The sequence below is a fragment of the Nonomuraea sp. NPDC048916 genome, from assembly GCF_040649575.1.
In the GTDB taxonomy this organism is placed as follows: Bacteria; Actinomycetota; Actinomycetes; order Streptosporangiales; family Streptosporangiaceae; genus Nonomuraea.
In genome coordinates this window covers 179,597-203,351 of sequence record NZ_JBEZFS010000013.1, presented here as the reverse complement: position 1 = coordinate 203,351, position 23,755 = coordinate 179,597, and the positions used below count along the sequence as shown (strand labels likewise).

Here is a 23,755-nt window from a genome sequence, read left to right as displayed (position 1 = left end):
TCGAGCATGGCATTCATCTACGCAGCGGCCCGCACTCCCTTCGGCCGGTTCAACGGAGCGCTTGCCGGCGTCCGTCCCGACGACCTCGCAGCGACCGCGATCACCGGTGTGCTCGCGAAGGCGCCGGCGCTGGACCCGGCCCAGATCGGCGAGATCGTGTGGGGTTGCGCGAACCAGGCCGGCGAGGACAACCGCAACGTCGGCCGGATGGCCGGGCTGCTCGCCGGAGTGGCGGTGTCGGTGCCTGCGACCACGGTCAACCGGCTGTGCGGCTCGTCGCTCGATGCTGCGATCATCGGGTCCCGCACGATTGACACCGGTGACGCCGATGTCGTACTTGTCGGCGGTGTGGAGTCGATGACCCGGGCGCCGTGGGTGCTGCCGAAGCCGGACCGGGCATTTCCCGCCGGCAACACCACCGCCGTTTCGACGACGCTCGGCTGGCGGCTGGTCAACTCGCGGATGCCGCCGGAGTGGACGGTGTCATTGGGTGAGTGCAACGAGCAGCTGCGGGAGCGGTTCTCGATCTCGAGGGAGCGGCAGGACGAGTTCGCCGCGCGGTCGCACCGGCTCGCGGCGGCGGCCTGGGACGAGGGCTTCTACGACGACCTGGTGGTTCCGGTCGACGGCGTCGACCTGAACCGCGACGAAGGCATCCGCGCCGGCTCCACGCCGGAGAAGCTCGCCGGCCTCAAACCGAGCTTCCGGCCCGACGGCACGATCACCGCCGGCAACGCATCGCCACTCAACGACGGGTCGGCGGCGTTGCTGCTCGGCTCGGAGGCCGCTGCCGCGCAGATCGGGCTTGATCCGGTTGCCCGGATCGTGGGGCGTGGTGCGTTCGCGCTGAAGCCGCAGGACTTCGGGTTCGCTCCGGTCGAGGCTGCCAATAGGGCGCTGGAACGGGCCGGCATCGGCTGGGATCAGGTGGGCGCCGTCGAGCTCAACGAGGCCTTCGCCGTCCAGTCGCTCGCGTGCGTGGACGCCTGGAAGATCGACCCCGAGATCGTCAATGTCAAGGGGGGCGCGATCGCGATCGGCCATCCGCTCGGCGCCTCGGGCGCCCGGATCCTCGGCACCCTCGCCAAGGTTCTGGTCGCGAAGGGCGAGCGGTACGGCGTCGCCGCGATCTGCATCGGCGTGGGCCAGGCGCTCGCCGTGGTCCTCGAGAACGTCACCGGAGGAGCAGCGTGAGCGCAGCGCAGATCTTCGCATCGCCGGACGAGGCGGTGAGCGTCGTCAAGGATGGCGACACCGTTCTGGTGGGTGGCTTCGGATTCGCCGGCATGCCGTTCGGCCTGCTAGATGCCTTGATCCGGCACGGCGCGGGCGACCTCACCATCGTGTCCAACAACGCCGGCAACGGCGACGTCGGCCTGGCCGCCCTGCTGAAGGCCGGCCAGGTGCGGAAGGTCCTGTGCTCCTTCCCCCGGCAGGTCGACTCCTACGTCTTCGACGACCTCTACCGCCGCGGGGAGATCGAGCTCGAGGTCGTCCCGCAGGGCAACCTCGCCGAGCGGATGCGGGCGGCCGGGGCGGGCATCGGGGCGTTCTACTGCCCGACGGGCGTCGGCACGCCGCTTGCCGAGGGCAAGGAGACCCGCACGATCGACGGACGCGACTACGTCCTCGAGTACCCGATCAAGGGTGATGTCGCCCTGATCTCCGCTCACACCGCCGACACGATGGGCAACCTCGTCTACCGCAAGACCGCCCGAAACTTCGGCCCGGTGATGGCCACGGCCGCCACGACGACCGTCGTCCAGGTCTCGTCGATCGTGGACGCGGGGCAGATCGACCCGGAGGCCGTCGTCACCCCGGGCATCTACGTCGACCGCGTGGTCCAGGTCGAGCCGCGTCACCACACCGTGCAGGGAGCCCGCTGATGCCACTCAATCCCGACCAGCTCGCGGCCCGGGTCGCGCAGGACATCGAGCCGGGCAGTTACGTCAACCTCGGCATCGGTCAGCCCACCAAGATCGCCGACCACCTTCCGGCCGAGACCGGCGTCGTCCTCCACACCGAGAACGGCATGCTGGGCATGGGCCCCGCGGCCGTCGGCGACCAGATCGACCCTGAACTCACCAATGCCGGCAAGGTGCCCGTCACCGAGCTGCCTGGAGCCGCGTATTTCCACCACGCGGACTCCTTCGCCATGATGCGTGGCGGCCACCTCGACGTGTGCGTCATGGGCGCCTTCCAGGTCTCGGCGAGCGGTGACCTCGCCAACTGGGACACCGGCGCGCCCGGCTCGATCCCCGCCGTCGGCGGCGCGATGGATCTGGCGATCGGCGCCAAGCGGGTCTACGTGATGATGACGCTCTTCGCGAGGAACGGCAGCCCGAAACTCGTGCCCACCTGCACCTATCCCCTCACGGGTGTCGGCTGTGTCAGTCGTGTTTACACCGACCACGCCGTATTCGAGATCACCCCCGATGGCGTCCGCGTGCTCGAGTCGTTCGACACCTCCGTCGAGGAGCTTCGCACCCGGCTGGAAGTCCCGCTCGCGGTCGACGTCCGCTGACGTTCCCGTCCGTCGGTTTTGAGGGGGCGCGATGCCCGCGAACCATGCCTTCGCGGCCGAGGATCTCGGCCCGTCCGCCGGTTTCGTCTGGTGCCCCTTCAGACGGGGCGGGCGAGATCGGCCTCGATGGCGCCCGCGGCGTGGGAAAGGGCGTCGACCAGTGATGGCAGCCGGTGCCGGTCGTAGCGTCCGCTCGGCATCGACACCGACAGGCCGGCGAGGGCGTCCCCGCCCGGGGCCCGGAGCGGCACGCCGAGCGCCACCACGCCGCGCTCCGAGCGGCCCTGGTTGAGCACGAAACCGTTGCGCCGCACCCGGGCCAGCTCGGTCCGCAGCCGTTCCAGATCGGGCCGGTCCGCGGGACGGTCGGCGTACCGCTCGGCCGGGTAGACCGCCTTGAGCTCCTCGTAGGTCAGCTCGGCCAGCAGGAGCAGTCCCGCCGTGGTGCGGTGGGCCGGGAACACCATGCCCTCGCGGGAGCCCACCCGCAGGCTCTGGAAGCACTCGACGCTGGCGATGAACCGGACCGTGTCCCCGGTGCGCACCGCCAGGTTGACGGACTCGTCGAGCACGCCGACCAGCCGGTGCAGGTGCGGCAGGGCCGCCGCCCGCAGCCGGGACACGACCGAGGGCGAGTGGGCGGCGAGCTCCAGGACCGGGCCGGCCCGGTAGAGGCGCCGATCGTCCTGGACCGCGAAGTCCCGGTACACCAGCATCGCGAGCAGTCGATGCGCGGTCGAGCGGGCCACGCCCAGCCGCTCGGCAACCTCCGAGACGGTCAGCTCGCCCTCCAGCTGCAGCATCACGGCGATCCGCAACGCATGATCAACACTGTTGATCATGTAGGTCGGCGGATTCTTCAGCGGCTTGTCCATGACTTCTCGATTCTGCATAGCAGAATTTGCTGTTCTGCAGAGTGCGACAGCAGCAACACTAGCTGTATGAGCACCCCTGTGACCACGCCAGAGTCCCCGGTACGGCTCCGTGCGACCAACGCGCCGGGCCAGCCCGACGTCACCCCCGCGCTCGAAGACCTCTACCGCGGTTTCGAGCAGGAGCTGCTGGTGCCGCTGTGGACGGAGATCGGCGACCTGATGCCGGCGCATCCCCGTTCGCGCGCGGTTGCGCACCTGTGGCGCTGGGAGAACCTGCGCGGGCTCGCCGCGCAGGCCGGAGACCTCGTCCCGGTCGGCCGGGGCGGGGAACGGCGGGCGATCGCGCTGGCGAACCCGGGCCTGGGCGGCCGTCCCTTCGCGGCCCCCACGCTGTGGGCCGCGATCCAGTACCTGATGCCCGGTGAGGACGCCCCCGAGCACCGCCACACCCAGCACGCCTTCCGCTTCGTCGTCGAGGGTGAGGGCGTGTGGACGGTCGTGAACGGCGACGCCGTCCCGATGCGCCGCGGCGACTTCCTGCCACAGGCCGGCTGGAACTGGCACGCGCACCACAATGCGACCGACAAGCCGATGGCCTGGATCGACGGCCTCGACATCCCCTTCCAGTACATCTCCGAAGCTCAGTTCTTCGAGTTCGGCCGCGACGAGATCAGCGACGCCGAGCGGATCACGCCCGAGCGCTCCCGTTCCGAGCGGCTGTGGGCCCACCCCGGGCTGCGTCCGTTGTCCGTCGGCGAACTCGCCCCAGGCACCCCGCTGCTGTCCTACAAGTGGGAGTTCACCGACCGCGCCCTGACCGACCAGCTCTCCCTGGAGTCCGAGGGCTTCGGTGGCACCATCGAGCCCGGCCACGCCGCCGTCCGCTACACGAACCCGGCCACCGGCGCCGACGTTCTGCCCACCATCCGGGTCGAGATGCACCGCGTCGTCCGCGGCGCGGAGACCACCCCGGTCCGCGAGACCGGATCGTCGGTCTACCAGGTCTTCGATGGCTCCGGCTCCGTCACCGTCGGTGACAGAACCTGGTCGGTCACCCGCGGCGACCTCTTCGTCGTCCCTTCCTGGGAGCCCTTCTCCGCCCGATCCGAGGCCGGCTCCACCGACTCCGACTCCGGCGCGCTGGACCTGTTCCGGTTCAGCGACTCCCCGGTCTTCGAGGCCCTCCAGCTCAACCGCACCCAGCACGACACCCGTACCGAAGGGACCACCCGATGAAGCTCGCCACCCTCCGCGTCAACGGCTCGACCCGGGCCGTGCGACTCGACGGCGACCGGCTGGTCGACCTCGGCGCCACCGACCTCGGCGAACTCCTCTCCCAGGACGGCTGGGCCGAGAGGGCCGCGGCCGCCGACGCGAACGCCGCCAGGACCTACCCCGTCGAGGGCGCGGACTTCGCGCCGGTCGTCCCGCGCCCCTCGAAGGTCGTCTGCGTGGGACTCAACTACAAGAACCACATCCAGGAGATGGGCCGCGAACTTCCGCAGTATCCCACCTTGTTCGCGAAGTTCGCCGACTGCCTCATCGGCGCCACCGACGAGATCGCCCGCCCTGAGGAGACCACCGAGTTCGACTGGGAGGTCGAGCTCGCCGTGGTGATCGGCGCGCCGGTCCGCCGTGCCAGGGGCGCCGAGGCCGAGGCCGCGATCGCCGGGTTCACCATCCTCAACGACATCACCTGCCGCGACTGGCAGTTCCGCACCCGCGAGTGGCTGCAGGGCAAGATGTGGGACTCCTCCACCCCGGTCGGCCCGTACGTCGTCACCCCGGACGAGCTGCCCGGCGGCGTACGCCCTGAGCTCGAGGTCAAGCTCAGCGTCGACGGCGAGGTCATGCAGCACGACAACACCGGCGATCTGCTCTTCGACCCGGTCACGCTGGTGGAGTACATCTCGACGGTGGTGCGCCTCAACCCCGGCGACATCATCGCCACCGGCACCCCCGGCGGTGTCGGCCACGCTCGCGACCCCAAGCGCTACCTGACCGGCGGCGAGCGCGTCGTCACCGAGGTCCAGGGCATCGGCCGGCTCGAGAACACCGTGGCCAAGGAGGGCGCAGCCTGATGCGCCGCACCTTCGAGGACGCGCTGAGCTGGAACGCGGCGGGCACCGGACTGTTCTTCGGCGCCGTCGCCGGGTGGGGCGAGGAGCAGTACCTCGCCCCCTCCGGGCTCCCCGGCTGGACCCGTAAGCACCTGGTGGCGCACGTGGCGGCGAACGCCGACGCGCTGAGCAACCTGGTGCGCTGGGCCGCGACCGGCGAGGAGACCCCGATGTACTCCTCGATCGAACAGCGCAACGCCGACATCGCGGCCGGCTCCGAGAAGCCGGCCGCCGAACTGGCCGCCTGGCTGCACGAGTCCGCGGACCGGCTCGCCGCCGGCACCGCCGCCCTGAGCTCCGAACAGTGGGACGCCAAGGTGGTCACCGCCCAGGGCCGCACGATCCCCGCGACCGAGATCCCGTGGCTGCGTTCGCGCGAGGTCTGCGTGCACGCCGTCGACCTGGCCGCCGGCGCCTCCTTCGCCGACCTTCCCACCGGCTTCCTGGCCGCTTTGACCGACGACATCGTGGGCAAGCGCGGCAACGCCCCCGGGCCCGCGGTCGTCCTCACCGCCGCCGACACCGGCGACCGCTGGGAACTGTCCGGTGAAGACGACGCCACCGCCGTCACCGGCCCGCTCGCGGAGGTCGCGGCATACCTCGCCGGCCGTCCGCACGCCCTGACCACGATCGACGGTTCCCCCGCTCCGGCACTGCCGGCGTGGTTGTGAGCGTTCATGGCACCGAGGAGAGCAACGTGACCACACCTACGTCCGCGAACCCCGTCGATGTCCTGATCGTCGGAGGCGGCATCGGCGGCCTGAGCGCCGCCTTCGCCCTCGCCCGCGAGGGCCTGCGGGTGCGCGTGCTGGAGCAGGCCCGCGAGTTCGGCGAGGTCGGCGCCGGCCTCCAGATCGCGCCCAACTGCACCCGGATCCTGCACGACTACGGCCTGCTCGACGAGGCCAAGAGCCTCGGCGTGCTGCCGAGGAGCATGGTGATGCGCGATGCCGTCGACGACGGCGAGCTGACCCGCCTGGACCTGGTCGACCTGGAACGCAAGTACGGCTTCCCGTACATGGTCATCCACCGCGGCGACCTGCACGGCATCTTCCTGCGCGCCTGCCGGCGCGTGGGAGTCGACCTGATCACCGACGCCCCGGTCAGCGGCTACGAGAACACCCCGTCCGGCGCCCGGGTACTGCTGGCGGACGGCCGCGCCGACGAGGCCCGGATCGTCATCGCCGCCGACGGCCTGCACTCCGTCGCACGCAGGCTCCTGGCCGACGACGAGCCGGTCAGCTCCGCCTACGTGGCCTACCGCGCCGCCATACCCATCGAACAGGTCGGCCGGGACATCGACCTCACCGAGGTCTCGGTCCACGTCGGTCCGCGCTGCCACTTCGTCCACTACGGGCTGCGCGGCGGCGAGCTGCTCAACCAGGTCGCGGTCTTCCAGTCCCCCAAGGCCCTCGCGGGCGAGGAGAACTGGGGCACACCCGACGAGCTCGACAACGCCTTCGCCGCGACCTGCCCGGACGTCCAGGCCGGCATCCCGCTGATGTGGCGCGACCGCTGGTGGCGGATGTTCGACCGCGACCCCATCATGACGTGGGTCGACGGCAACCTCGCGCTGCTCGGCGACGCCGCCCACCCGCCGCTGCAGTACATGGCGCAGGGGGCGGTGATGGCCATCGAGGACGGCTGGGTGCTCGCCAAGCACGTCGCCGCGCGCCGCGCCGAGGACGGCTCGATCGACTGGCAGGGCGCCCTCGCGGCCTACGAAGCCGTCCGCCCAGAGCACTGCCGACGCGTCCTGACCACGGCCCGCGCCTGGGGCGAGCTGTGGCACCTGGACGGCGTCGCCCGCCTCCAGCGCAACGCGCTCCTGCGGGCCCGCGACACCTACGACTACTCCTTCACCGATTGGATCTATGGCCCCACGGCGCTGACGCCGGAGGAGGAGCCGCCGATGTTCTCGCCGATCCCGCTGGATTCCGCCGATGTCTTCGACCTGACCGACAGGGTGGAAGCATCCCTGATACCAGCCGAACAGTCACCAGGGGCCTGACGAAGTGAACCGATCAGGGTTTGGGCGCCATCGGCCGCTACTGCGCACAAATCTCTGGACTCTAACCGTCGAGTCTGTTTGGTAACCGCCTGACTCGACGATGCGCCATGGCGGTGCGGTGGCCAGCGACACTTATTTGAGATGGAAGACGTGGACCATGTGCGGCGCGTCGATAAGGGTGTGCGGCGCCAATGCGTGATAGCCCCAGACGTGAACCCACGCGTTGCCGGTCCGCACCGTGAGCACCGCCTTGAACATGCCTGGCGCGAAGTAGGTCAACAGCAGGAAGACGATCGACAGGGCGGCGTTGCCCGGCGAGGTGAACACCGTCCAGGCGTCCCAGATATGCAACGCCGTATAGGTGAGCCCGCCTAAGATCACCGTGGTCACGGCCGACCCGGTGAGTCGCAGAAAGCGCGGCACCAGAATCGCGTAGATGAAGATCATGGCAGGTAGCACCGCGCCGGCGAGGTACAACGCGAAGGTCAGGGGAACCCCGAGCAGGAGTTGACCGGTGGTCAACTCGAAGACACCTGGGGCGAGCACGGCGACCTGGACGAGTGACTCGATCAAGAGGACTACGCCGATGAGAACGGTGTCGGCCCGGCGGTTGCTCGAGCGGAGGTTGAGCGCCTCGGCGGAGTAGCGCCGCCGGAAGAACAGGAGCGGAATCACCGCGTAGACGAGGAGGTTGTAGGCCGCCCACGCGATGGACTCGGCGGGGCTGACCTGTTCGTGCGTTCCGTAGATCGAGCCGGCGAGGTGCAGCCCGAACGGGTGCCATCCGGCGAGTCGGCCAAGGATGAAGCCCAGCCCCAGCCCGCCAGCCCCGTACAGAAGCAGGAGCAGCGTCTCGCGGGCGGCCACCGAGCGTTCCGGCGCGCGGTCGGCCAGGTTGGGCAGCGCCCGCTTACGGGTGAGCCAGAGCGTCAGCACGGTGAGCAGGAGCACCTCGGCCAGGGCCAGGTTGGCGTCCATCAGGCTGCCGACTGGCGTCTGGGTCGCAGCGGCCGGCCAGTCGAACGGGAGCGCGTCACCCGCGACGGCAAGGACCACCACGTTGCAGCCGAGCCAGCCGATGGCGGCGAGTCGCACGCTGCGATTGCGGAGCGGTGCGGCCAGGCCGCGCCGGGGTGGGCGTGGCTGTACGTCGGTCGTGCGGGAAAGCGTCACTGTCTGGCTCCGGAGTTTTGTGATACGACTGTGCTAACAACCGACACGGTAACACGACTGTGCTATAAAAGGGCAATGCCCAAAGTGGTGGATCCGGCAGAGCGTCGACTGCTGCTGGCCGAGGCCGTCTTGCGGGTGATGCGCCGCGACGGCCTGGAGCAAGCCTCAGTTCGCAACGTCGCCCGCGAGGCGGGGCTGTCGATGGGCTCGCTGCGGCACTACTTCGCAAGCCAGTCCGAGCTCATGGTGTTCGCGTTCCGGACGGTCATCGACCGGATCGAGTCTCGCCTCACCAGGTTGGAGCCCGAACCCGCCCCCCGGCGAAGGGCGCAGAACGTGCTGACGGAGTTGCTCCCGCTCGACGAGGAACGGCAGGCGGAGAACGAAGTCTGGCTGGCCTTCGCGTCCCGGGCCATGGTCGACCCTTTGCTTGAAGCTCTGCGCGACGAGGGGTACGACGCCCTGCGGGCCGGCTGTCAAGCGATAGTCGCCGACCTGTCGGCAGCGGGCCTGGCCCCGACCGACGTATCAGCCGAGGCCGAACGCCTGCACGCCCTGCTGGACGGTCTCGCCGTGCATGCGGCCATGCGCCCGGACATCCACACCGCCGAGTCGTTGACCACCGCCATTGCGCGTCACCTCGACGCCCTCGCAACCGAACGCGCCTCGCAGGACATATCCGACCGCGGCGAACGAGCGGCCGCGCAACGTGGCACACCCTAGCTGGTTTGGCGAGTGAGTTCGGAGGCCAGTTTCGAGTGAGTTCTGGTGCCAATCGGCGATCTTGAGAGGCTGGCCGGCGCCCCTCCGTTGCACGGCTCGATCAGCGGCTACGCCAGCCGGTCGCGTGCCGACAAACCGGGCGTCACCGCTCCTCGGCGCCGGGCGTGATCAGACCCGTCTCGTAGGCCAGGACGACGAGCTGGGAGCGGTCACGGGCGCCGAGCTTGGTCAGCAGGCGGCCCACGTGGGTGCGGGCGGTCGCCGGGCTGATGAACAGCCGCTCGCCGATCTCGGCGTTGGTACGGCCCGCGCCGACCTCGGCCAGCACCTCGCGTTCTCGTTCCGTCAGGCAGTCGAGGCGCGCGACCGTTGAGGGGCTCGGGCCGGTGGCGGCGGCCCGCATGACGCGCCGCGTCACGGCGGGTGACAGCAGCGCGTCGCCGCCGGCCACGATCCGCACAGCCTCGCGCATCCGCTCGGGACTGGTGTCCTTGAGCAGGAATCCCGCGGCGCCGGCCCGGATCGCTTCCTGGATGTTCTCGTCGGTGTCGAAGGTGGTGAGCACGATGACCTGAACGTGACGCAGCGCCGGATCGGCCGTGATCCGCCGGGTGGCGTCCAACCCGTCCTTGCCCGGCATGCGGATGTCCATGAGGACCACGTCGGGACGGAGGCGGGCGACCAGCTCGACGCCCTCGTCGGCGCCGCTCGCGTCGCCGGCCACGGTGATGTCCTCGGCGCGTTCGAGCAGCAACCGCAGCCCCTCTCTGACCAGGTGCTGGTCATCGACGATCACGACCTTGATCATGAGTGCTCCTCCAGCGGGACGCTCGCCTCCACCACGAATCCGCCCTGCGCCGGTGACGACGTCCGCAGGCCGCCGCCGAGCAGCGCCAGCCGCTCACGCATCCCGGTCAGACCCCAGCCCAGCGGCTCGGCACCGCCGGCGCCGCGGCCGTCGTCGCTCACGCGGAGCAGCAGCTCGCCCGCGCCGTAGTCCAGGTCGACGCGCACCGTCCGGGCGTCGGCGTGCCGCAGGACGTTGCTCAAGGATTCCTGCACCACCCGGTACGCCGTCGCGTCCGAGATCGCGGACAACCGCACGGGGCGGCCCGAGGTGCGCACGTCGATGTCGAGCCCCGCAGCGGCGGCCGTCGCCACGAGCCCGTCCAGCCGGTCCAGCCCCGGCGCCGGACCGTCGTCGGGATCGCCCGCGCGCAACGCCCCCAGGGTCAGCCGCAGCTCGCGGCTGACGTCGCTGCACGCCGACCGGGCCGCGGCCAGCGAACGCTCGGCCACCTCGGGGTCATCGCGCAGCGACTCCCGCGCCACGTCCGTGTGCAGCGAGATCACCGACACCGTGTGCGCCATCAGGTCGTGCAGGTCCCTGGCGATCCGCAGGCGCTCCTGCTCCACCCGCCGCGCCGACTCCCGTTCGCGTTCCAGCCGGGCGGCGTGGCTCTGCCTGGCCAGCTCGGCACGCCAGCCGCGTCGGGCGCGTACGCCGTCGCCCAGCGCGATCGCGGCGGCCATGAGGCCCGCGGAGGTCCCGGTCTCGAAGCCGAGCAGGTAGGCCAGGTCGTCGCCCTCCAGGATCCGCTGCGTGGTCGAGATGACGAGCAGGGCGCCGGCCGTGCCGATGGACCAGCGCAGCTTGCCCTGCTCCGCGGCCGAGTACAGGGCCGCGGCAGCGGGCGCGGCCAGCCCGATCGGCGGGTAGGACAGCCTGTAGTAGACGATCAGGGTCATGGCCGTGAGCAGGAGCGTCACCACCGGCCAGCGCCGGCGGGCGAACATCAGGACGGCGAGCAGCGCGCCGAACGCGTACGCGGCCACGCCGGGCCCGGCCGACGTGTTGCCGACGTCGGCCGTGATGGCGGTGCCGACCACGACCAGCACCAGCATGGCCAGGCTGGTGTCGACCATCGGCTCGCGGCCGGCAGGCGGTTCGCCCCGCACGCCTCTCCCGTCAGTGTCGTGGGTACGGCCGGAAGCCCGGCACGATCCTGGTGATCAGCCAGGTCACCGCGCCGACGGCCGCACCGACCCCCACCCCGGTCGCCAGGCTGCTGCCCAGCGCGAAGATCCGCAGCACCAGGTCCTCCATCGCGGGCGGGAGCGCGCCGGCGAGGTTGCCGCCCAGGCTCGGCGGCCCGCCGTCGAACGAGCTTTCCCAAAGTACCTGATGGGTCACGGCGAGCAGCACGCCGTAGGCGGCACCCACGGCGAGCAGCGTCACGAACGCGTTGGGCACCCGCTTCCACAGCACCACGGCCGCCCAGACGGCGATCGGGACGAACACCAGCAACGCGTTGACCACCGGCCCGGCGAGCCGCAGGTCATGCGCGATCACGCGTGGCACGCCGAGCAGCGCCAGCCCCCACACGGCCGACGCGGGCAGGCCGAGCCGGTCCCTCACGACTCATCCCCCACCGGGGCGGTCGCCCGAGCACGCTCGCGATGCAGGCGCCACAGGCCGGTGAAGGCCAGCGTGGCGGTCACCGCGCTCATCGCCAGCCGCCCCCAGTGGCCGGTCTCGAACTCCCACGCGGTCTGCCGCAGCACCTCCACCGAATGAACGGCGGCGCCATCCTCGAACATGATGTCGTTGCGCGGCCAGAAGTAGAGCACCGAGAACAGGAACTCGCCCAGCAGCAGCGACAGCAGGCTCCCGCCGGCCCACAGCCGCGTGTCCCGCACGGGCCAGACCAGCACCAAGGCCGCCACGGCGGCGACCACCGTCACCGCGCCCATCGGCGGGAAGAAGTCCGCGGGGCCGGTCACCGCGAAGAACTCCACCGCCTCGGCCAGCGAGGCGGGCACGTCGTGGAACACGTTCGGATAGATCACGATCGTCTCGACCGCGATGCCGCCGAACGCCACCATGGCGATCCAGACGTACGCGGTGAGGACGGCAAGAGAAAGTCGCTGTCGCATCGGGCTCACTTCGGCGATCGGAAACTCGGACCCGGTCACGCTACGAGCCGGACCTCCCGCCGGTCGTCCGTCTCAAAGCCCGGCCTGCGTACGCGTTTCGACGTACCCCACCGGGGAGCCGCCCGTGGACGATGACCGCGTCCAACGATTCGAGGACGTCACCTTTGAGGATGACCGCGAGCTGCTCTCCTTGCCGGCCTGGGAGGACTGGACACCGACCCGCGTCCACGGGGGATCAGGTCGTGTGGCCGGCCCTGTCGAGGCCGTCGAGGATCAGGTCGAGCCCGAACGCGAACTCGTTGCCGTAGTCGTAGCTGGGCTGCAGGACGTGCTCGACGGCCATCTCGGTGAGGTGGGGGTACTCGCCGGAGGCGAACCGCGCCATGATCGTCTGAGTGATCTTCGCCGTGTCCTTCGCGGTGTCGAACGGCAGGTTCTTCTGCTGCAGGGCGAATCCGTAGATGTAGCTGTCCAGAGCGGAGACCGCGTGGGCGGCCAGCTCGATCGAGAAGCCGGCACCCCGCAGGATTCCGATCACGGCGTCGTGGTGCCGCAGCGTCGCCGGACCGGGCGTGGCCCGCGACTCCATTCGCCCGATCGCCCAGGGATGACGCGACAGGGCCGCGCGGACCGAGATCGCCCGCCGGCGCATGGCCGTTCTCCAGTCGGCTTCATCGGCCGGCAGGTCGATCTCGCCGAAGACGGCATCGATCATTCCGTCAACCAGATCGCCCTTGTTGGCCACGTGGTTGTACAGCGACATCGCCTCGATTCCGAGCTTCTCGCCGAGCTTGCGCATGGTGAGCGACTCGATCCCATCCGCGTCGGCCAGGGCGATCGCAGCCCGCAGCACCCGATCGCGGTTGAGCCGACCTCCACGCCCGGCGCCTGGGTCGGTCATCGGCGTCCTCTCCCTCCTCAGCCTTGACTTACTTACGACGTAAGCGTACGACTTACAACATAAGCTTACAACGTTGGGAGCGCACGATGGGAGCCGAGCAGCACGACCAGCCGGCGCAAGTCCGACGCCTGACGGCCGAGGTGACGACGATGAAGGCGATCGTCCAGGACACGTACGGCGAAGCCGAGGACGTCCTGGGAGTCGCCGAAATCGGCCGACCCGAGATCGCGGACGACGAGGTGCTGCTGCGTGTCCACGCGGCCGGCGTGGATCGGGGCGTCTGGCACATCATGACCGGCCTCCCCTACCCGATCCGCCTCATGGGCTATGGAGTCCGCGCGCCCAGCACCCGAGTACGTGGACGGGAGGTCGCCGGGCGTGTCGAGATGATCGGCAAGGATGTGACGACGCTGCGGCCCGGCGACGAGGTGTATGGCATCAGCGAAGGTTCCTTCGCCGAGTACGCCCCCGCCAGAGCAGACAAGCTCGCGCCCAAGCCGAAGAACCTCACCTTCGTGCAGGCGGCCGCCACCCCCGTATCGGCCCTCACCGCCCTGCAGGCTGTTCGCGACAGCGGACAGGTCCAGCCCGGGCAGAAGGTGCTGATCATCGGCGCGTCAGGAGGCGTCGGCACGTTCGCCGTTCAGATCGCCAAGACGTACGGAGCCGAGGTCACCGGGGTGTGCAGCACGACGAAGGTGGACCTGGTCCGATCCCTCGGCGCTGACCACGTCATCGACTACGCCATCCACGACATCACGCATGCGGGGCAACGGTACGACGTCATCCTCGACATCGGCGGGAATCGATCGCTGACACACCTGCGAAGAGCCCTTGCCCCGCGTGGAACCCTCGTCATCGTCGGGGGCGAAACGGGCGGACGGTGGCTTGGCGGCGTCGACCGTCTGCTCCGGGCACCTCTACTGTCCCGTTTCGTCGGCCAGAAGCTGGTCACGCTCACGAACTCGGAGAACGCGCAGGACCTGATCGTTCTCACCGAGCTCATCGAGTCGGGCGCGGTTACACCGGCCGTCGACCGAACGTACCCGCTGAGCGAGACGGTCGCAGCCATCACGTACATGCACCAAGGCCACGCCCGAGGAAAAGTCGTCATCACCGTGTGACGCACCAGGGCCGAGCCCGTGCGATCTCGGCCTCGCCGACGCTGACACGTGCCGGCTCTGACAAGAAAGGAAACGACCATGAACTCGACGACGCCCTTCACCACGCGAGCCCCCACCCCCGAGGGTGCGCCCGACCCCATCCGCGTGCGTGCCCGGCTGGACGGCCCTCTGTCCCGTTGGCTGTGGCTGGTGAAATGGCTGCTGATCGTGCCGCACGTGCTGGTACTGATCCCGTTATGGATCGGCTTCTCGCTGCTCAGCCTCGTCGCGCTGGTCGCGATCGTGGTCACCGGCCGGTATCCGCGCTCGATCTTCGACTTCAACGTCGGCGTGCTGCGGTGGAGCTGGCGGGTAGGTTACTACGCCTACAGCGCTCTGGGCACCGACCGCTACCCGCCTTTCACGCTGGCGGAGGTTCCCGACTATCCGGCCGGGCTGGACGTCCAGTACCCGGCGCGGCTGCACCGCGCTCTCGTCCTGGTGAAGTGGCTCTTGGTCGTGCCACACCTGCTGATCCTGGCGATCCTGTTCGGCAGCGGGAGCTGGCTCAGTTGGCAGGCCGGCGACCAGGCATGGGCCTGGGGCGGCGGTGTGGTCGGACTCCTCGTCCTGCTCGCCGGGATCCTGCTCGCCATCACCGGGCAGTACCCCCGGCCACTGTTCGACATCATCCTCGGGATGAACCGCTGGGCGCTGCGGGTCGTCGGCTACGCCGCTCTGATGACTGACCGGTACCCACCCTTCCGGCTCGATGTCGGCGGTGACGACCCCGGCAGCCTCGCTGTCCCGAGCGGAGAGCCGGCTGCTCACGCTGTCCCCGGGAGAGGCTGACCTTCCCCTGCCATCCGCGATGAAGGCCGGCGCCTACTGTCGCGGCGCGGTGGTGCTTCTTTCAGTGATCAAGCCGGTGACGGCACGAACCCAAGGAGCACGAGAATGGAACAGATCCACAGCGGGCCAGATACGTGCGCTCGCCCGTCCGGCAGTTCCGGTCGGTGGCCGGGCAGCTGTGGTCGTCGTGGGTGAAGTACTCGTGGTCGGTCTCGTCCGCCTCGTGCAGGCGGCCACCCGCATCTGAACGTTCGAGTGACGAACTCACCGTGCGCCGCGGCCGGCCCCGCCTCGGCTGGCCTAGTCTCACGGTTGTGACGATCAGGAACTCCCACTGCTCCTTCTGCGGTACGCGATTCGTCCCCGATCAGGCCTGGCCGCGCACCTGTTCCGGCTGCGGGAACACCAGCTATCTCAACCCGCTGCCGGTCGCGGTGATGTTGCTGCCCGTCGACGACGGACTGCTGGTGATCCGCCGCGACATCGAACCGCACCGCGGCGGCCTCGCCCTGCCCGGCGGCTTCATCGACATGGGCGAGTCCTGGCAGGAGGCGGCCGTCCGGGAGCTCCGCGAAGAGACGGGCATCGTCGTCGGCACCGACGGCGTCCGGCTCTTCGACGTGCTCAGCGCTCCCGACGGCACCGTGCTGATCTTCGCCTTGGCACCCCGCACCCACTCGGCCGCCCTCCCGACGACCGCGACCACGCCCACGGCCGAGACGACAGAGTGGTCGCTGATCGACAAGCCGCAGGAGCTGGCGTTCCCGCTGCACACCCGGATCGTGGCGGACTACTTCCGCTCGGTGTGATCCACGGTCGCGGACTACGAACGGCCAGAGTTCGCGCGCCGACCCCGCTCACATGGGCTCGCCCCCTGCCTCCGTCGTCAGCCAACGAAGGCGCTAGAAGGCGTACGGGCCGAACCGGCCCCAGGCCACCACGGCGGCCAGCGCGAGCAGCACCAGGTTGACGACGATCGCCTGGGACTCCTTGCGGCGGGCATGCGTGACGGCGGCGCCGACCATGATCGCGACCAGGCCGACGGCGGCCAGCGGCGTCAGCACCGGCACGATGCCCAGGGCGGCGGGCAGGATCAGCCCGATGGCGGCGAGGAGCTCCAGGGCGCCGATGGTCTTGATGGCGCCGGCCGAGAAGTCGCCGGTCCAGGCCATGCCGGACGCGGCGAGCTTCTCCTTCGACTGGGCGATCTTCATCAGGCCGGCGCCGAGGAAGGCGAGAGCGAGCAGGCCGGCGACGATCCATAGAGCGACGTTCATCGAGATCCCATCGAGCGAATTCACTTTAAGATTCAACCGGACTGTACGCATGGCGACTTGAAGCGTCAAGTGCAACAGCCGCCGGATCACTTGACGACTCAAGTTAGACTGAAAGACATGGACGACTCGCAGGAGCCGCGCTGGCTGACCGAGGAGGAGATGCGGACCTGGCTGGCGCTGGTCAGCGTGCTGATCAGACTGTCGACCGCGCTCGACGGGCAACTGCAGCGCGACGCCGGGATCAGTCACTTCGAATACCAGGTGATGGCCGGGCTGTCGATGAGCCCCGGACACACCATGCGGATGAGCGAGCTGGCAGCCCTCTCCGACGGGTCGCTGTCACGGCTGTCCCACGTGGTCAAGCGGCTGGAGAAGCGTGACTGGGTGCGTCGCACGCCGGATCCTGCCGACGGCCGCTACACCCTGGCCATCCTCACCGAAGAGGGCTGGGAGAAGGTCGTCGCCACCGCCCCCGGGCACGTGGAGGCGGTGCGCCGCTTCGTCTTCGATCCGCTCACCAAGGCCCAGGCCCGGCAGCTGTGCGACATCGGACGCCGCATCACCCTCGCCATCGACCCCGACGACACCTGTCTCGGCTGACACCCGGACCTCGCGAGCCCACGGTGTCCGGACACCCACGGCCCGCCTCAGACCTGGAGCCCTCATGACATCCATCCTCAACCCGGACATCCCGGCAGGGGCGTACGACGCGTTCCTGCCGGGCGCGCTGCCCCAGGCCCGCGCTCAGCGCGCCTGGACCCCCGCCGACGGCCGGCTGCCCGCCATGTACATCAGCCACGGCGCGCCCCCGCTCTTCGACGACGGTCCCTGGATCCGGGAGCTGTTCGACTGGGCCCAGGCCCTGCCCAAACCGAAGAGCATCCTCATCGTCTCCGCGCACTGGGAGGCCGCGCCGCTGTCGCTGTCCGCCCCGGCCGCGCACACCCCGCTGGTGTACGACTTCGGCGGCTTCCACCCCCGCTACTACACGATGCGCTACGACACCCCCGACGCCACCGCCCTCGCCCGCCGGGTCGCCGCGATGATGCCCGACGACGAGCCGGTCCACCAACACCCCAGCCGCGGCCTCGACCACGGCGCGTGGGTGCCGCTGATGGCCATGTATCCGCTGGCCGACATCCCGGTGCTCCAGCTCAGCCTGCCCACCCACGACCCAGGCCGGCTCCTGGAGCTCGGAGCCAGGCTCGGCCCCTTGCGCGAGGAGGGCGTCCTGGTGATCGGGTCGGGTTTCATGACGCACGGCCTGCCGTTCGTCACCAGGGACATGCTCGAGGGCAAGGTGCCGTCCTGGTCCTCCGACTTCGACGCCTGGGCGGCCGACGCCCTGGCCCGCGGCGACGTGGACGAACTCGCCGCCTACCGGACCCGCGCCCCCGGCATGCCCTACGCCCACCCCACCGTCGACCACTACATCCCGCTGTTCGTCACCCTCGGCGCCGGCAGCCGCCCGGACCACCCGGTCCACACGACCATCGACGGCTACATGATCGGCTTCTCCAAGCGCTCCTTTCAGACCACGGGGTGACGCCCCGAAGGGGGCCCGGCGCACTCGACTCGCCTCTTGGCAAGCCTCGTCACTTATGGCAATCATGGAATCGCTTTGAGTGACGACATAGGAGTGTGCGCCCTGGACGAGACCCGATCGACGTCGACAGCGCTCGGTTCGGCCATGCCCCCGGATCTGGCGGACGCGGGAGCGCCCCGGCCGAGCCGCGACCTCAGAGTCCCAGCGGACCTGGTCGCGACAGCCGAGCACGGACTGGCCGCCGGCGGCCGCCCCCGCAAACGCGTGCTGATCATCGGGGGCGGCCTGGCCGGACTGGTCGCCGCCTACGAGCTGATGCGCCAGGGCCACGACCCCGTCGTCCTGGAGGCCCAGCACCGGATCGGCGGGCGCGTGCTCACCCTGCGCGGATTCGCGCCCGGCCTGTACGCCGAGGCGGGCGCGATGCGGATCCCGCGCGTGCACGATCTCACGCTCGCCTACTGCGAGAGGTTCGGCCTGACCCTGCGCCCGTTCGTCATGGGCAACCCCAACGCCCTGGCGTACATCCAGGGCGTCAGGACCACGATCAGGGAGCTGAACGCCCGCCCCGAGATCGTCGACTTCGGGCTGGCCGAGCACGAGCGCGGCCGCACCTACGAGGACCTGTGGCGCAGCGCCACCCAGGAGATCCACGACCTGTACGCGGAGGAGGGCGAGGACGCGTTCGACCGCATCTGCGTCGAGTATGACCGCTACTCGATCCGCAGCTTCCTGCGCGAGCGCGGTTTCTCCGAGGGGGCCATCGAGCTCTACGGCGTCATGAGCTTCCGGGAGGCCAACCTCAACGCGGCGGTCATCGAGCAGTTCCGCGAGATCATCGGGCGGGCGTTCGAGGACATGCAGGAGATCGAGGGGGGCGCCGACCGGTTGCCGGCCGCCTTCTATCGCGAGCTCAGAAACCACATCCGGTTCGGCCACGAGGTCACCGCCATCGAGCAGGACGACCACTCGGTCACCCTGCACGTCAGGACGGGCTCGGGCCGGACGACGCTCACCGGCGACCACGCCATCTGCACGATCCCGTTCTCGGTGCTGCGCGACGTCGAGACCAGGCCCGCCTTCTCCCGCCGCAAGCAGCGCGCCATCCGCGAGCTGCACTACAACGCCTCCACCAAGATCCTGTTCCAGGTGCGGCGGCCGTTCTGGGAGCGGACCGACGGCATCGTCGGCGGCACCACGGTCACCGACCTGCCGATCCGGCGCATCTGCTATCCCTCCCACCCCACTCCCGGCGAGGACCGCTCGATCCTGCTGGCCAGCTACACCTGGGGCCAGGACGCGCTGCGGTGGGGCGCGATGTCATCGCAGAAGCGGATCGACCAGGCGCTCGAGGACGTAGCCAAGATCCACCCCGAGATCTACGACCACTTCGAGTTCGGCGTCACGCACTCCTGGTACAACGACCCCTACGCGGCCGGCGCCTTCGCCCTGTTCGAGCCACACCAGCAGAGCAGCCTGCATGACGCGATCATCGCGCCGGAGGGCCGTGTGCACTTCGCCGGCGAGCACTGTTCGCTGTGGCACGCGTGGATCGAGGGCGCGCTGGAGTCAGGGCTCAACGCGGCACGAGCCGTACACGAGGCAGGCTGAACGGAAGAACTCAGCGCGGCACGAGCGCGCACGAAGCGGGCTGAACTGAGAGCTCAGCACAGCACCGGCCGTGCACGAAGCGCGCTGAGCGGGAGGGCTCGTCAGCGGGGCGCCCGCTCGGCGTAGCGGCGCAGGCGCGCGGCGGCCATGGTCAGATCGGCGGCGGCCGCCGCGCAGGCGGCGAGGTGGGTGTTCACCGCCTCGCGCAGCCAGGGCGGCGCGACGCCGCCGGCCTCCAGTCCGGCCTCGATCTCGTGCAGGCGCTCGGCGCACTCGGCGAGCGCCCGGGCATCGGACCGCAGCACCATGGCATGGGCGGCGATCGCCGCGAACTCGGCTGACATCGGTCCTCCGGTCAGGGGAACGGCAGCGGGACGGCGGCGTCCCGGAGCGTCTGGCGGGCGACGGCCGACAGGCAGAGCAGCGGGCGGGCGCCGTCGAGACCCAGCTCGCGAAGCCGGCGGGCCAGCGGGTGAGCCGACCGCGGCCCGACGGTCAGTCGTATCCGCGGCACGGGATGCACGCGGCCCGGGCCCCGGGTCCGTACGCAGGAGCGCAGCATCGTGCCCGCCGCTCCCGGCGCGTAGCCGACCAGGTCGCGGTCGCTCGCGGGCAGCCCAGGGCCGAGGAGCCCGCGCAGGGTGAGAAGCCGGTCGTCGGGCGCGCCGACGGCGATGCGCGCGGACCTGGCGGTGAGCTCGAACTCCAGAGGCGCCAGGTGGGGTTCGCCACCCCACAACCGCGGCGCGACGGCGGAGACGACATCGTCGTCGACCACGGAGCCGGCCAGGAAGCTGCCCGAACGCCGCCGGTCGGCGCCGCGCAGCAGATCGGGCCAGACGCGCGGCGACCGCGGCCGCCACGGATCGGGCACGACGATCCCGAGGTGGACCTCGCGGTAGCCGCCCACGCTGGTGCGCCGGTTCCAGGAGGCGTGCACGGCGACCAGGGCACGCCCCCCGACCCGCACGGCGGCGCCGAACCCGGTTCCCTCCAGCAGGCCCGCCGCCGCCACCGGGTCCGCGGCGAAGTACGCCGTGAGGGCGCCGCCGTCCTGGCACCTGATCGGCAGCTCGACCGTGGCCTCCGGGTCGTCCACCGTGTAGGTGGGCACCGTGTAGGTCGGCACGGTGAGGAAGGGGAAACCCTCGGGGTGGGGCACGCGGTCGAACAGCAGGTACGCCTGCGAGCGCACGACCGGGCCCCGGTATGGGGCGAGCTGCCCGTCGATCCGGTCACGGGGCTCGATCAGGTGCTCCGCGATGTTGGCGAGGTAGTGGTCGATGCTGTGGCAGAGCGGGAACAGGTGTGTGGAGTCGAAGTAGTCCACCACGTACCAGTCGGGATGCAGGTCGAAGCAGCCGCCCGCGCCCTGGCCGTCGAGGGTGGGGATGATGTCGTGCTGGTTGGTGACGCTGGCGACCCAGGTGCGCGGGTCGGCGGGTCTCTTGAAGTCGACGGGCGAGCCGACCGCGACGGCATGGGTGACGGTGTGACGGGCGCAGAACCCCGCGTCCTGCGCCAGGTTCATGATGGCCGCGCCGCCCGCGCTGTGCCCGATGAGCGCCACCTCGGCGCCTTGCGGCAGGCCGTAGTCGTCGACGGCCCTGGCCAGCGCGCGGCTGTAAGGACTGCTGGCCAGCAGGGCGCTGCTGAAGGCGCCGAGCAGGTCCTGGGGCGAGTCGTCGTCGGGTCGTCCCGCGCGCATGCCGGGCGCCTGGACGATGTGACGCACCACCCCGTCCGGGCCCTCGACGCTCTGGATGAGCACCCGCCCCGTCGTGCCGACCGCGCTGATGTTGCGCAGGAACCCGAGCAGCGACCCGTGCGCGCTCAGTTGCGCGGATTCGGCGGCGGTCAGGTCGACCCGGCTGGCGGCTCCCTCCCCTGTGTCGAGGACGGCGACGGCCCTGTTGCTCATGCCGGTGATCGGATCGGCGGTGGCGTAGCCCTTGCCCGTCGCGATCAGCCAGGCGGCGGCGTCGTTGAGCGGGTTCTCGTCCAGCAGCGCCCGCAGGGCGAGGACCTCGCCGAAGACCGGGGCGAGCCCGCTGAGCGCGCGCACCGCGCCGCGGTCCTTGAGCAGGGCGCGCAGCGCGCGGACGGCCTCCAGGTCGCGGTCGGCGGCGACCGCCTCGATGAGCCGGCCGAGCACGGGGTCGCCGGTCAGTTCGGGGTGGTCGACGGCGACGGCGGCGATCCGCAGCCGCAGCGAGGTGGCCAGCACGCGCACGGCCAGGCACTCCGCGCCCGCCATGGCGCCGAACGTGGCCGCCAGGCGGCCCAACCGGCCACCGGCGAACGCGTAGCCGAGACCTCCGTCATTCGTGATCGCGCGCAGCAGCGCGCGGTGGGCCAGGTAACCCTCCGAGGGGGCGTGCGGCAGGGCGCGGAGCAGGGTGCCGTCGGTGAGCGCGGCCGTGGTGTGGACCGCCGCCTCCCGGATGGTGATCCCGATGTCGACCAGCTCGCGGGCCGCGTCGCGCAGCGACCCGGCGGCCGGGCCGGTCTCCCCGCTCACCGATCCGCCCGTCGGGTCATGCTGACGAAGCGGGGGCGCGGATCCTCCGGGACGTTGCGGTGCAGGACGTCCGACAGCGTCCGCGTGGTCTCGATGATCCGCATGCCGTGCGGGGAGAAGGTCTCGGCGTTGAACACCCGCGGGGCCAGGAGCGGGTTGGTCAGCGCCTGGGAGAAGGCGTCGATGGCGATGATCTTCGTGAGGAGCGGCGGCAGCATGGCCCCGGGAGCGCCGGGCTCCTCGGCGAACAGGCCGACGTACAGGTCGAGGTCGTCGACGCCGCGGTAGAGCTCCCGCAGCGCGCCGCTGACCCGCTCGTCGCCGGAGACCTGTTCGAAGGCGCGCACCCGGGGAAAGTTGCAGTGCTCGCGGTAGCTGTTGTAGGGGGCCAGGGCGAGGGCGCGTGAGTCGGCGATGCTGGCCACGTCCACCTCCGTGAGGACGGGGTCGGTGTTGAACAGGCCGATGCGGCCGGCGCGCTGGCGGGAGGCGTCGTCGAAGAGGCGGCCGAGGCCGGGCTCGGGGATCAGCGCGCCGCCGACCAGGGTCTGCGCCATCGGCAGGTCGCGTCCGCCCACCGACAACCGCGAGGGGATCAGGCTGTGCCAGCGGTAGACGAGGTTGAACTCCACCGAGGCCCAGTTCTCCCGGTGCCAGGGCGCGTGGGCCAGCATCGCCGACAGCCGCGAATCCAGGGTGAAGCGGAAGTGGTAGGGGGTGATGTGGTTGATGTACTCCTCGACCACCAGCTTGATCAGCAGCACGATGAGGATGTTGCGCGCCGTCTGGAACAGGCGCTCGTCGTCCCAGCGCGGATGGCACCCGGCGAGCAGGCGGGCCACCCTGTTGTGCTCGCGCAGGAACAGCACCGTGAGCATGGTGAAGCCGATCTGGATGTTGCCCCGGTCGCTCCCGGTCGCGAACAGGGTGTCGCGCTGCGCGTCGGTGAGTTCCGCGAAGCGGATGACGCTCAGCGGGGCGAACTCCGGCTTGATCTTGCCGTTCTCGCACAGGTAGGGCGGGAACTCCCCGCCGTTGATGAGCTGGCTCTTGAGCAGCCCGCCGTCGAACGTGCGCAGCGCGGCCGTCGCCTCCCGGTGGAGGCCGTAGAGCTGGTTCAGGTCGATGTGGTGGTTGGAGGTGTTCTTGCGGGGGTCGCGCGGGATGTTGGTGTCGCCGCGCAGGAAGCCGTCGGTGAACCACTGGGCGAAGTAGGCGAACAGCACCGTGGAGCGAGGGCAGGGAATCATGGTCTCGCCACGGGTGAACAGGCCGGCGGCACGCTCGGGCGTGGGCCGGCCGCCCTCGGCCACGTCGAGTGGGGGCACGTGCCTGCCGCTGTAGGTGCGGTCGGTCAGCGAGGCCCACGACGTGTAGCCGGCCATCGTGCTCAGCGGCTCCGGCCGTGGCGGCATCTCGCGGATCGCATGGTCGATCAGCGAGGCGTTGAGGCGACGGCGTACGGGCCGGATGGTCTGTACGAGCTCCCAGAACGGCCGGCCGCTGGTCAGAGCCAGAAACCTGAGCCGGTTGGCGGCCCCGTCGGTGGCGATGCTCCGTGCCTTGGCTCTGCCCGCCATC

General features: G+C 70.4%; 25 protein-coding genes. 14 read left to right on the top strand and 11 right to left on the bottom strand.

Translation table 11 applies throughout. The annotated features are described in order from the left end of the window. The first annotated feature begins 6 nt into the window (after positions 1–6). From AB0C16_RS16660 to AB0C16_RS16650, 3 genes are read left to right on the top strand one after another with little or no spacing between them, the layout of a single operon-like run. Complete coding sequence (locus AB0C16_RS16660) at positions 7–1,194, top strand: thiolase family protein (RefSeq protein WP_357683522.1); 1,188 nt, start codon at positions 7–9, stop codon at positions 1,192–1,194. Further along, a complete protein-coding gene (locus AB0C16_RS16655; RefSeq protein WP_357683519.1) occupies positions 1,191–1,886 on the top strand; it encodes a 3-oxoacid CoA-transferase subunit A in 696 nt (231 codons plus the stop codon). Before AB0C16_RS16660 ends, AB0C16_RS16655 begins: the two co-directional genes overlap by 4 nt. Beyond that, entirely contained in the window at positions 1,886–2,524 is a 639-nt protein-coding gene (locus tag AB0C16_RS16650) for a 3-oxoacid CoA-transferase subunit B (RefSeq protein ID WP_357683517.1), read from the top strand. The genes AB0C16_RS16655 and AB0C16_RS16650 overlap by 1 nt, the downstream gene beginning before the upstream one ends. A 98-nt stretch (positions 2,525–2,622) precedes the next feature. Here AB0C16_RS16650 and AB0C16_RS16645 read toward each other — a convergent pair whose 3' ends face one another. Beyond that, positions 2,623–3,399, bottom strand: a complete 777-nt coding sequence (locus tag AB0C16_RS16645; RefSeq protein WP_357683516.1) for an IclR family transcriptional regulator — start codon at positions 3,397–3,399, stop codon at positions 2,623–2,625. A 66-nt stretch (positions 3,400–3,465) separates the two neighbouring features. Here AB0C16_RS16645 and AB0C16_RS16640 point away from each other — a divergent pair, with 66 nt between their 5' ends. Genes AB0C16_RS16640 through AB0C16_RS16625 form a run of 4 tightly spaced genes read left to right on the top strand, consistent with a single transcriptional unit; the run spans position 3,466 to position 7,530 of the window. Further along, positions 3,466–4,635: a cupin domain-containing protein gene (locus tag AB0C16_RS16640; protein ID WP_357683514.1), complete on the top strand. Its 1,170-nt coding sequence runs from the start codon at positions 3,466–3,468 to the stop codon at positions 4,633–4,635. Further along, positions 4,632–5,480: a fumarylacetoacetate hydrolase family protein gene (locus AB0C16_RS16635; RefSeq protein WP_357683512.1), complete on the top strand. Its 849-nt coding sequence runs from the start codon at positions 4,632–4,634 to the stop codon at positions 5,478–5,480. Before AB0C16_RS16640 ends, AB0C16_RS16635 begins: the two co-directional genes overlap by 4 nt. Next, the gene (locus AB0C16_RS16630) at positions 5,480–6,190 is read left to right on the top strand and encodes a maleylpyruvate isomerase family mycothiol-dependent enzyme (RefSeq protein ID WP_357683510.1); all 711 of its coding nucleotides are present in this window, start codon (positions 5,480–5,482) and stop codon (positions 6,188–6,190) included. Before AB0C16_RS16635 ends, AB0C16_RS16630 begins: the two co-directional genes overlap by 1 nt. A 26-nt stretch (positions 6,191–6,216) precedes the next feature. Then, positions 6,217–7,530, top strand: coding sequence for an FAD-dependent oxidoreductase (locus AB0C16_RS16625; protein WP_357683507.1), 1,314 nt, complete (start codon positions 6,217–6,219; stop codon positions 7,528–7,530). 132 nt (positions 7,531–7,662) lie between these two features. Here AB0C16_RS16625 and AB0C16_RS16620 read toward each other — a convergent pair whose 3' ends face one another. Beyond that, complete coding sequence (locus AB0C16_RS16620) at positions 7,663–8,625, bottom strand: hypothetical protein (protein ID WP_357683504.1); 963 nt, start codon at positions 8,623–8,625, stop codon at positions 7,663–7,665. Between the two features lie 153 nt (positions 8,626–8,778). On the opposite strand from AB0C16_RS16620, the gene AB0C16_RS16615 reads away from it, so the two are divergent. Then, a complete protein-coding gene (locus tag AB0C16_RS16615) occupies positions 8,779–9,426 on the top strand; it encodes a TetR family transcriptional regulator C-terminal domain-containing protein (protein ID WP_357683502.1) in 648 nt (215 codons plus the stop codon). 142 nt (positions 9,427–9,568) lie between these two features. Here AB0C16_RS16615 and AB0C16_RS16610 read toward each other — a convergent pair whose 3' ends face one another. The 5 genes from AB0C16_RS16610 to AB0C16_RS16590 form a co-directional block, all read right to left on the bottom strand. Then, positions 9,569–10,234: a response regulator transcription factor gene (locus AB0C16_RS16610; protein ID WP_357683500.1), complete on the bottom strand. Its 666-nt coding sequence runs from the start codon at positions 10,232–10,234 to the stop codon at positions 9,569–9,571. Continuing rightward, the gene (locus tag AB0C16_RS16605; protein ID WP_357683497.1) at positions 10,231–11,385 is read right to left on the bottom strand and encodes a sensor histidine kinase; all 1,155 of its coding nucleotides are present in this window, start codon (positions 11,383–11,385) and stop codon (positions 10,231–10,233) included. Before AB0C16_RS16605 ends, AB0C16_RS16610 begins: the two co-directional genes overlap by 4 nt. Positions 11,386–11,395: 10 nt before the next feature. Then, a complete protein-coding gene (locus tag AB0C16_RS16600) occupies positions 11,396–11,845 on the bottom strand; it encodes a hypothetical protein (protein WP_357683495.1) in 450 nt (149 codons plus the stop codon). Continuing rightward, on the bottom strand, positions 11,842–12,363 hold the full coding sequence (locus AB0C16_RS16595) for a hypothetical protein (RefSeq protein ID WP_357683493.1): 522 nt from the start codon (positions 12,361–12,363) through the stop codon (positions 11,842–11,844). Before AB0C16_RS16595 ends, AB0C16_RS16600 begins: the two co-directional genes overlap by 4 nt. A 235-nt stretch (positions 12,364–12,598) precedes the next feature. Then, positions 12,599–13,264: a TetR/AcrR family transcriptional regulator gene (locus AB0C16_RS16590; protein WP_357683490.1), complete on the bottom strand. Its 666-nt coding sequence runs from the start codon at positions 13,262–13,264 to the stop codon at positions 12,599–12,601. Positions 13,265–13,350: 86 nt separating this feature from the next. On the opposite strand from AB0C16_RS16590, the gene AB0C16_RS16585 reads away from it, so the two are divergent. The 3 genes from AB0C16_RS16585 to AB0C16_RS16575 all read left to right on the top strand — a co-directional run bounded on the left by AB0C16_RS16585 (position 13,351) and on the right by AB0C16_RS16575 (position 16,028). Then, positions 13,351–14,388, top strand: a complete 1,038-nt coding sequence (locus AB0C16_RS16585) for an NAD(P)-dependent alcohol dehydrogenase (RefSeq protein ID WP_357683487.1) — start codon at positions 13,351–13,353, stop codon at positions 14,386–14,388. Between the two features lie 78 nt (positions 14,389–14,466). After that, positions 14,467–15,219, top strand: a complete 753-nt coding sequence (locus tag AB0C16_RS16580) for a DUF4389 domain-containing protein (RefSeq protein ID WP_357683485.1) — start codon at positions 14,467–14,469, stop codon at positions 15,217–15,219. Between the two features lie 314 nt (positions 15,220–15,533). After that, positions 15,534–16,028 carry an NUDIX domain-containing protein gene (locus AB0C16_RS16575; RefSeq protein ID WP_357683482.1) on the top strand — a complete coding sequence of 165 codons (495 nt, stop codon included), beginning with the start codon at positions 15,534–15,536 and terminating at the stop codon, positions 16,026–16,028. 93 nt (positions 16,029–16,121) lie between these two features. Here AB0C16_RS16575 and AB0C16_RS16570 read toward each other — a convergent pair whose 3' ends face one another. Next, positions 16,122–16,520, bottom strand: a complete 399-nt coding sequence (locus tag AB0C16_RS16570; RefSeq protein WP_357683479.1) for a DoxX family protein — start codon at positions 16,518–16,520, stop codon at positions 16,122–16,124. 93 nt (positions 16,521–16,613) lie between these two features. Here AB0C16_RS16570 and AB0C16_RS16565 point away from each other — a divergent pair, with 93 nt between their 5' ends. The 3 genes from AB0C16_RS16565 to AB0C16_RS16555 all read left to right on the top strand — a co-directional run bounded on the left by AB0C16_RS16565 (position 16,614) and on the right by AB0C16_RS16555 (position 19,653). Further along, positions 16,614–17,096, top strand: a complete 483-nt coding sequence (locus AB0C16_RS16565) for a MarR family winged helix-turn-helix transcriptional regulator (protein WP_357683477.1) — start codon at positions 16,614–16,616, stop codon at positions 17,094–17,096. A 64-nt stretch (positions 17,097–17,160) separates the two neighbouring features. After that, the gene (locus AB0C16_RS16560) at positions 17,161–18,042 is read left to right on the top strand and encodes a class III extradiol ring-cleavage dioxygenase (RefSeq protein ID WP_357683474.1); all 882 of its coding nucleotides are present in this window, start codon (positions 17,161–17,163) and stop codon (positions 18,040–18,042) included. Between the two features lie 75 nt (positions 18,043–18,117). Next, positions 18,118–19,653: an FAD-dependent oxidoreductase gene (locus AB0C16_RS16555; RefSeq protein ID WP_357683471.1), complete on the top strand. Its 1,536-nt coding sequence runs from the start codon at positions 18,118–18,120 to the stop codon at positions 19,651–19,653. A gap of 101 nt (positions 19,654–19,754) precedes the next feature. Here the strand turns inward: AB0C16_RS16555 and AB0C16_RS16550 are convergent, their stop codons facing one another. From AB0C16_RS16550 to AB0C16_RS16540, 3 genes are read right to left on the bottom strand one after another with little or no spacing between them, the layout of a single operon-like run. Then, the gene (locus tag AB0C16_RS16550; RefSeq protein ID WP_357683470.1) at positions 19,755–19,997 is read right to left on the bottom strand and encodes a hypothetical protein; all 243 of its coding nucleotides are present in this window, start codon (positions 19,995–19,997) and stop codon (positions 19,755–19,757) included. Positions 19,998–20,008: 11 nt separating this feature from the next. Continuing rightward, complete coding sequence (locus AB0C16_RS16545; RefSeq protein ID WP_357683468.1) at positions 20,009–22,174, bottom strand: hypothetical protein; 2,166 nt, start codon at positions 22,172–22,174, stop codon at positions 20,009–20,011. Continuing rightward, positions 22,171–23,754: a peroxidase family protein gene (locus AB0C16_RS16540; protein ID WP_357683465.1), complete on the bottom strand. Its 1,584-nt coding sequence runs from the start codon at positions 23,752–23,754 to the stop codon at positions 22,171–22,173. The genes AB0C16_RS16545 and AB0C16_RS16540 overlap by 4 nt, the downstream gene beginning before the upstream one ends. Position 23,755 lies beyond the last annotated feature (1 nt).

Coding starts and splice junctions, on each gene's coding strand:
- AB0C16_RS16540 (WP_357683465.1), bottom strand. CDS start 23,754: ATGGCGGGCAGAGCCAAGGCACGGAGCATCGCCACCGACGGGGCCGCC.
- AB0C16_RS16645 (WP_357683516.1), bottom strand. CDS start 3,399: ATGGACAAGCCGCTGAAGAATCCGCCGACCTACATGATCAACAGTGTT.
- AB0C16_RS16615 (WP_357683502.1), top strand. CDS start 8,779: ATGCCCAAAGTGGTGGATCCGGCAGAGCGTCGACTGCTGCTGGCCGAG.
- AB0C16_RS16565 (WP_357683477.1), top strand. CDS start 16,614: ATGGACGACTCGCAGGAGCCGCGCTGGCTGACCGAGGAGGAGATGCGG.
- AB0C16_RS16630 (WP_357683510.1), top strand. CDS start 5,480: ATGCGCCGCACCTTCGAGGACGCGCTGAGCTGGAACGCGGCGGGCACC.
- AB0C16_RS16640 (WP_357683514.1), top strand. CDS start 3,466: ATGAGCACCCCTGTGACCACGCCAGAGTCCCCGGTACGGCTCCGTGCG.
- AB0C16_RS16585 (WP_357683487.1), top strand. CDS start 13,351: ATGGGAGCCGAGCAGCACGACCAGCCGGCGCAAGTCCGACGCCTGACG.
- AB0C16_RS16635 (WP_357683512.1), top strand. CDS start 4,632: ATGAAGCTCGCCACCCTCCGCGTCAACGGCTCGACCCGGGCCGTGCGA.
- AB0C16_RS16595 (WP_357683493.1), bottom strand. CDS start 12,363: ATGCGACAGCGACTTTCTCTTGCCGTCCTCACCGCGTACGTCTGGATC.
- AB0C16_RS16580 (WP_357683485.1), top strand. CDS start 14,467: ATGAACTCGACGACGCCCTTCACCACGCGAGCCCCCACCCCCGAGGGT.
- AB0C16_RS16560 (WP_357683474.1), top strand. CDS start 17,161: ATGACATCCATCCTCAACCCGGACATCCCGGCAGGGGCGTACGACGCG.
- AB0C16_RS16610 (WP_357683500.1), bottom strand. CDS start 10,234: ATGATCAAGGTCGTGATCGTCGATGACCAGCACCTGGTCAGAGAGGGG.
- AB0C16_RS16550 (WP_357683470.1), bottom strand. CDS start 19,997: ATGTCAGCCGAGTTCGCGGCGATCGCCGCCCATGCCATGGTGCTGCGG.
- AB0C16_RS16590 (WP_357683490.1), bottom strand. CDS start 13,264: ATGACCGACCCAGGCGCCGGGCGTGGAGGTCGGCTCAACCGCGATCGG.
- AB0C16_RS16660 (WP_357683522.1), top strand. CDS start 7: ATGGCATTCATCTACGCAGCGGCCCGCACTCCCTTCGGCCGGTTCAAC.
- AB0C16_RS16650 (WP_357683517.1), top strand. CDS start 1,886: ATGCCACTCAATCCCGACCAGCTCGCGGCCCGGGTCGCGCAGGACATC.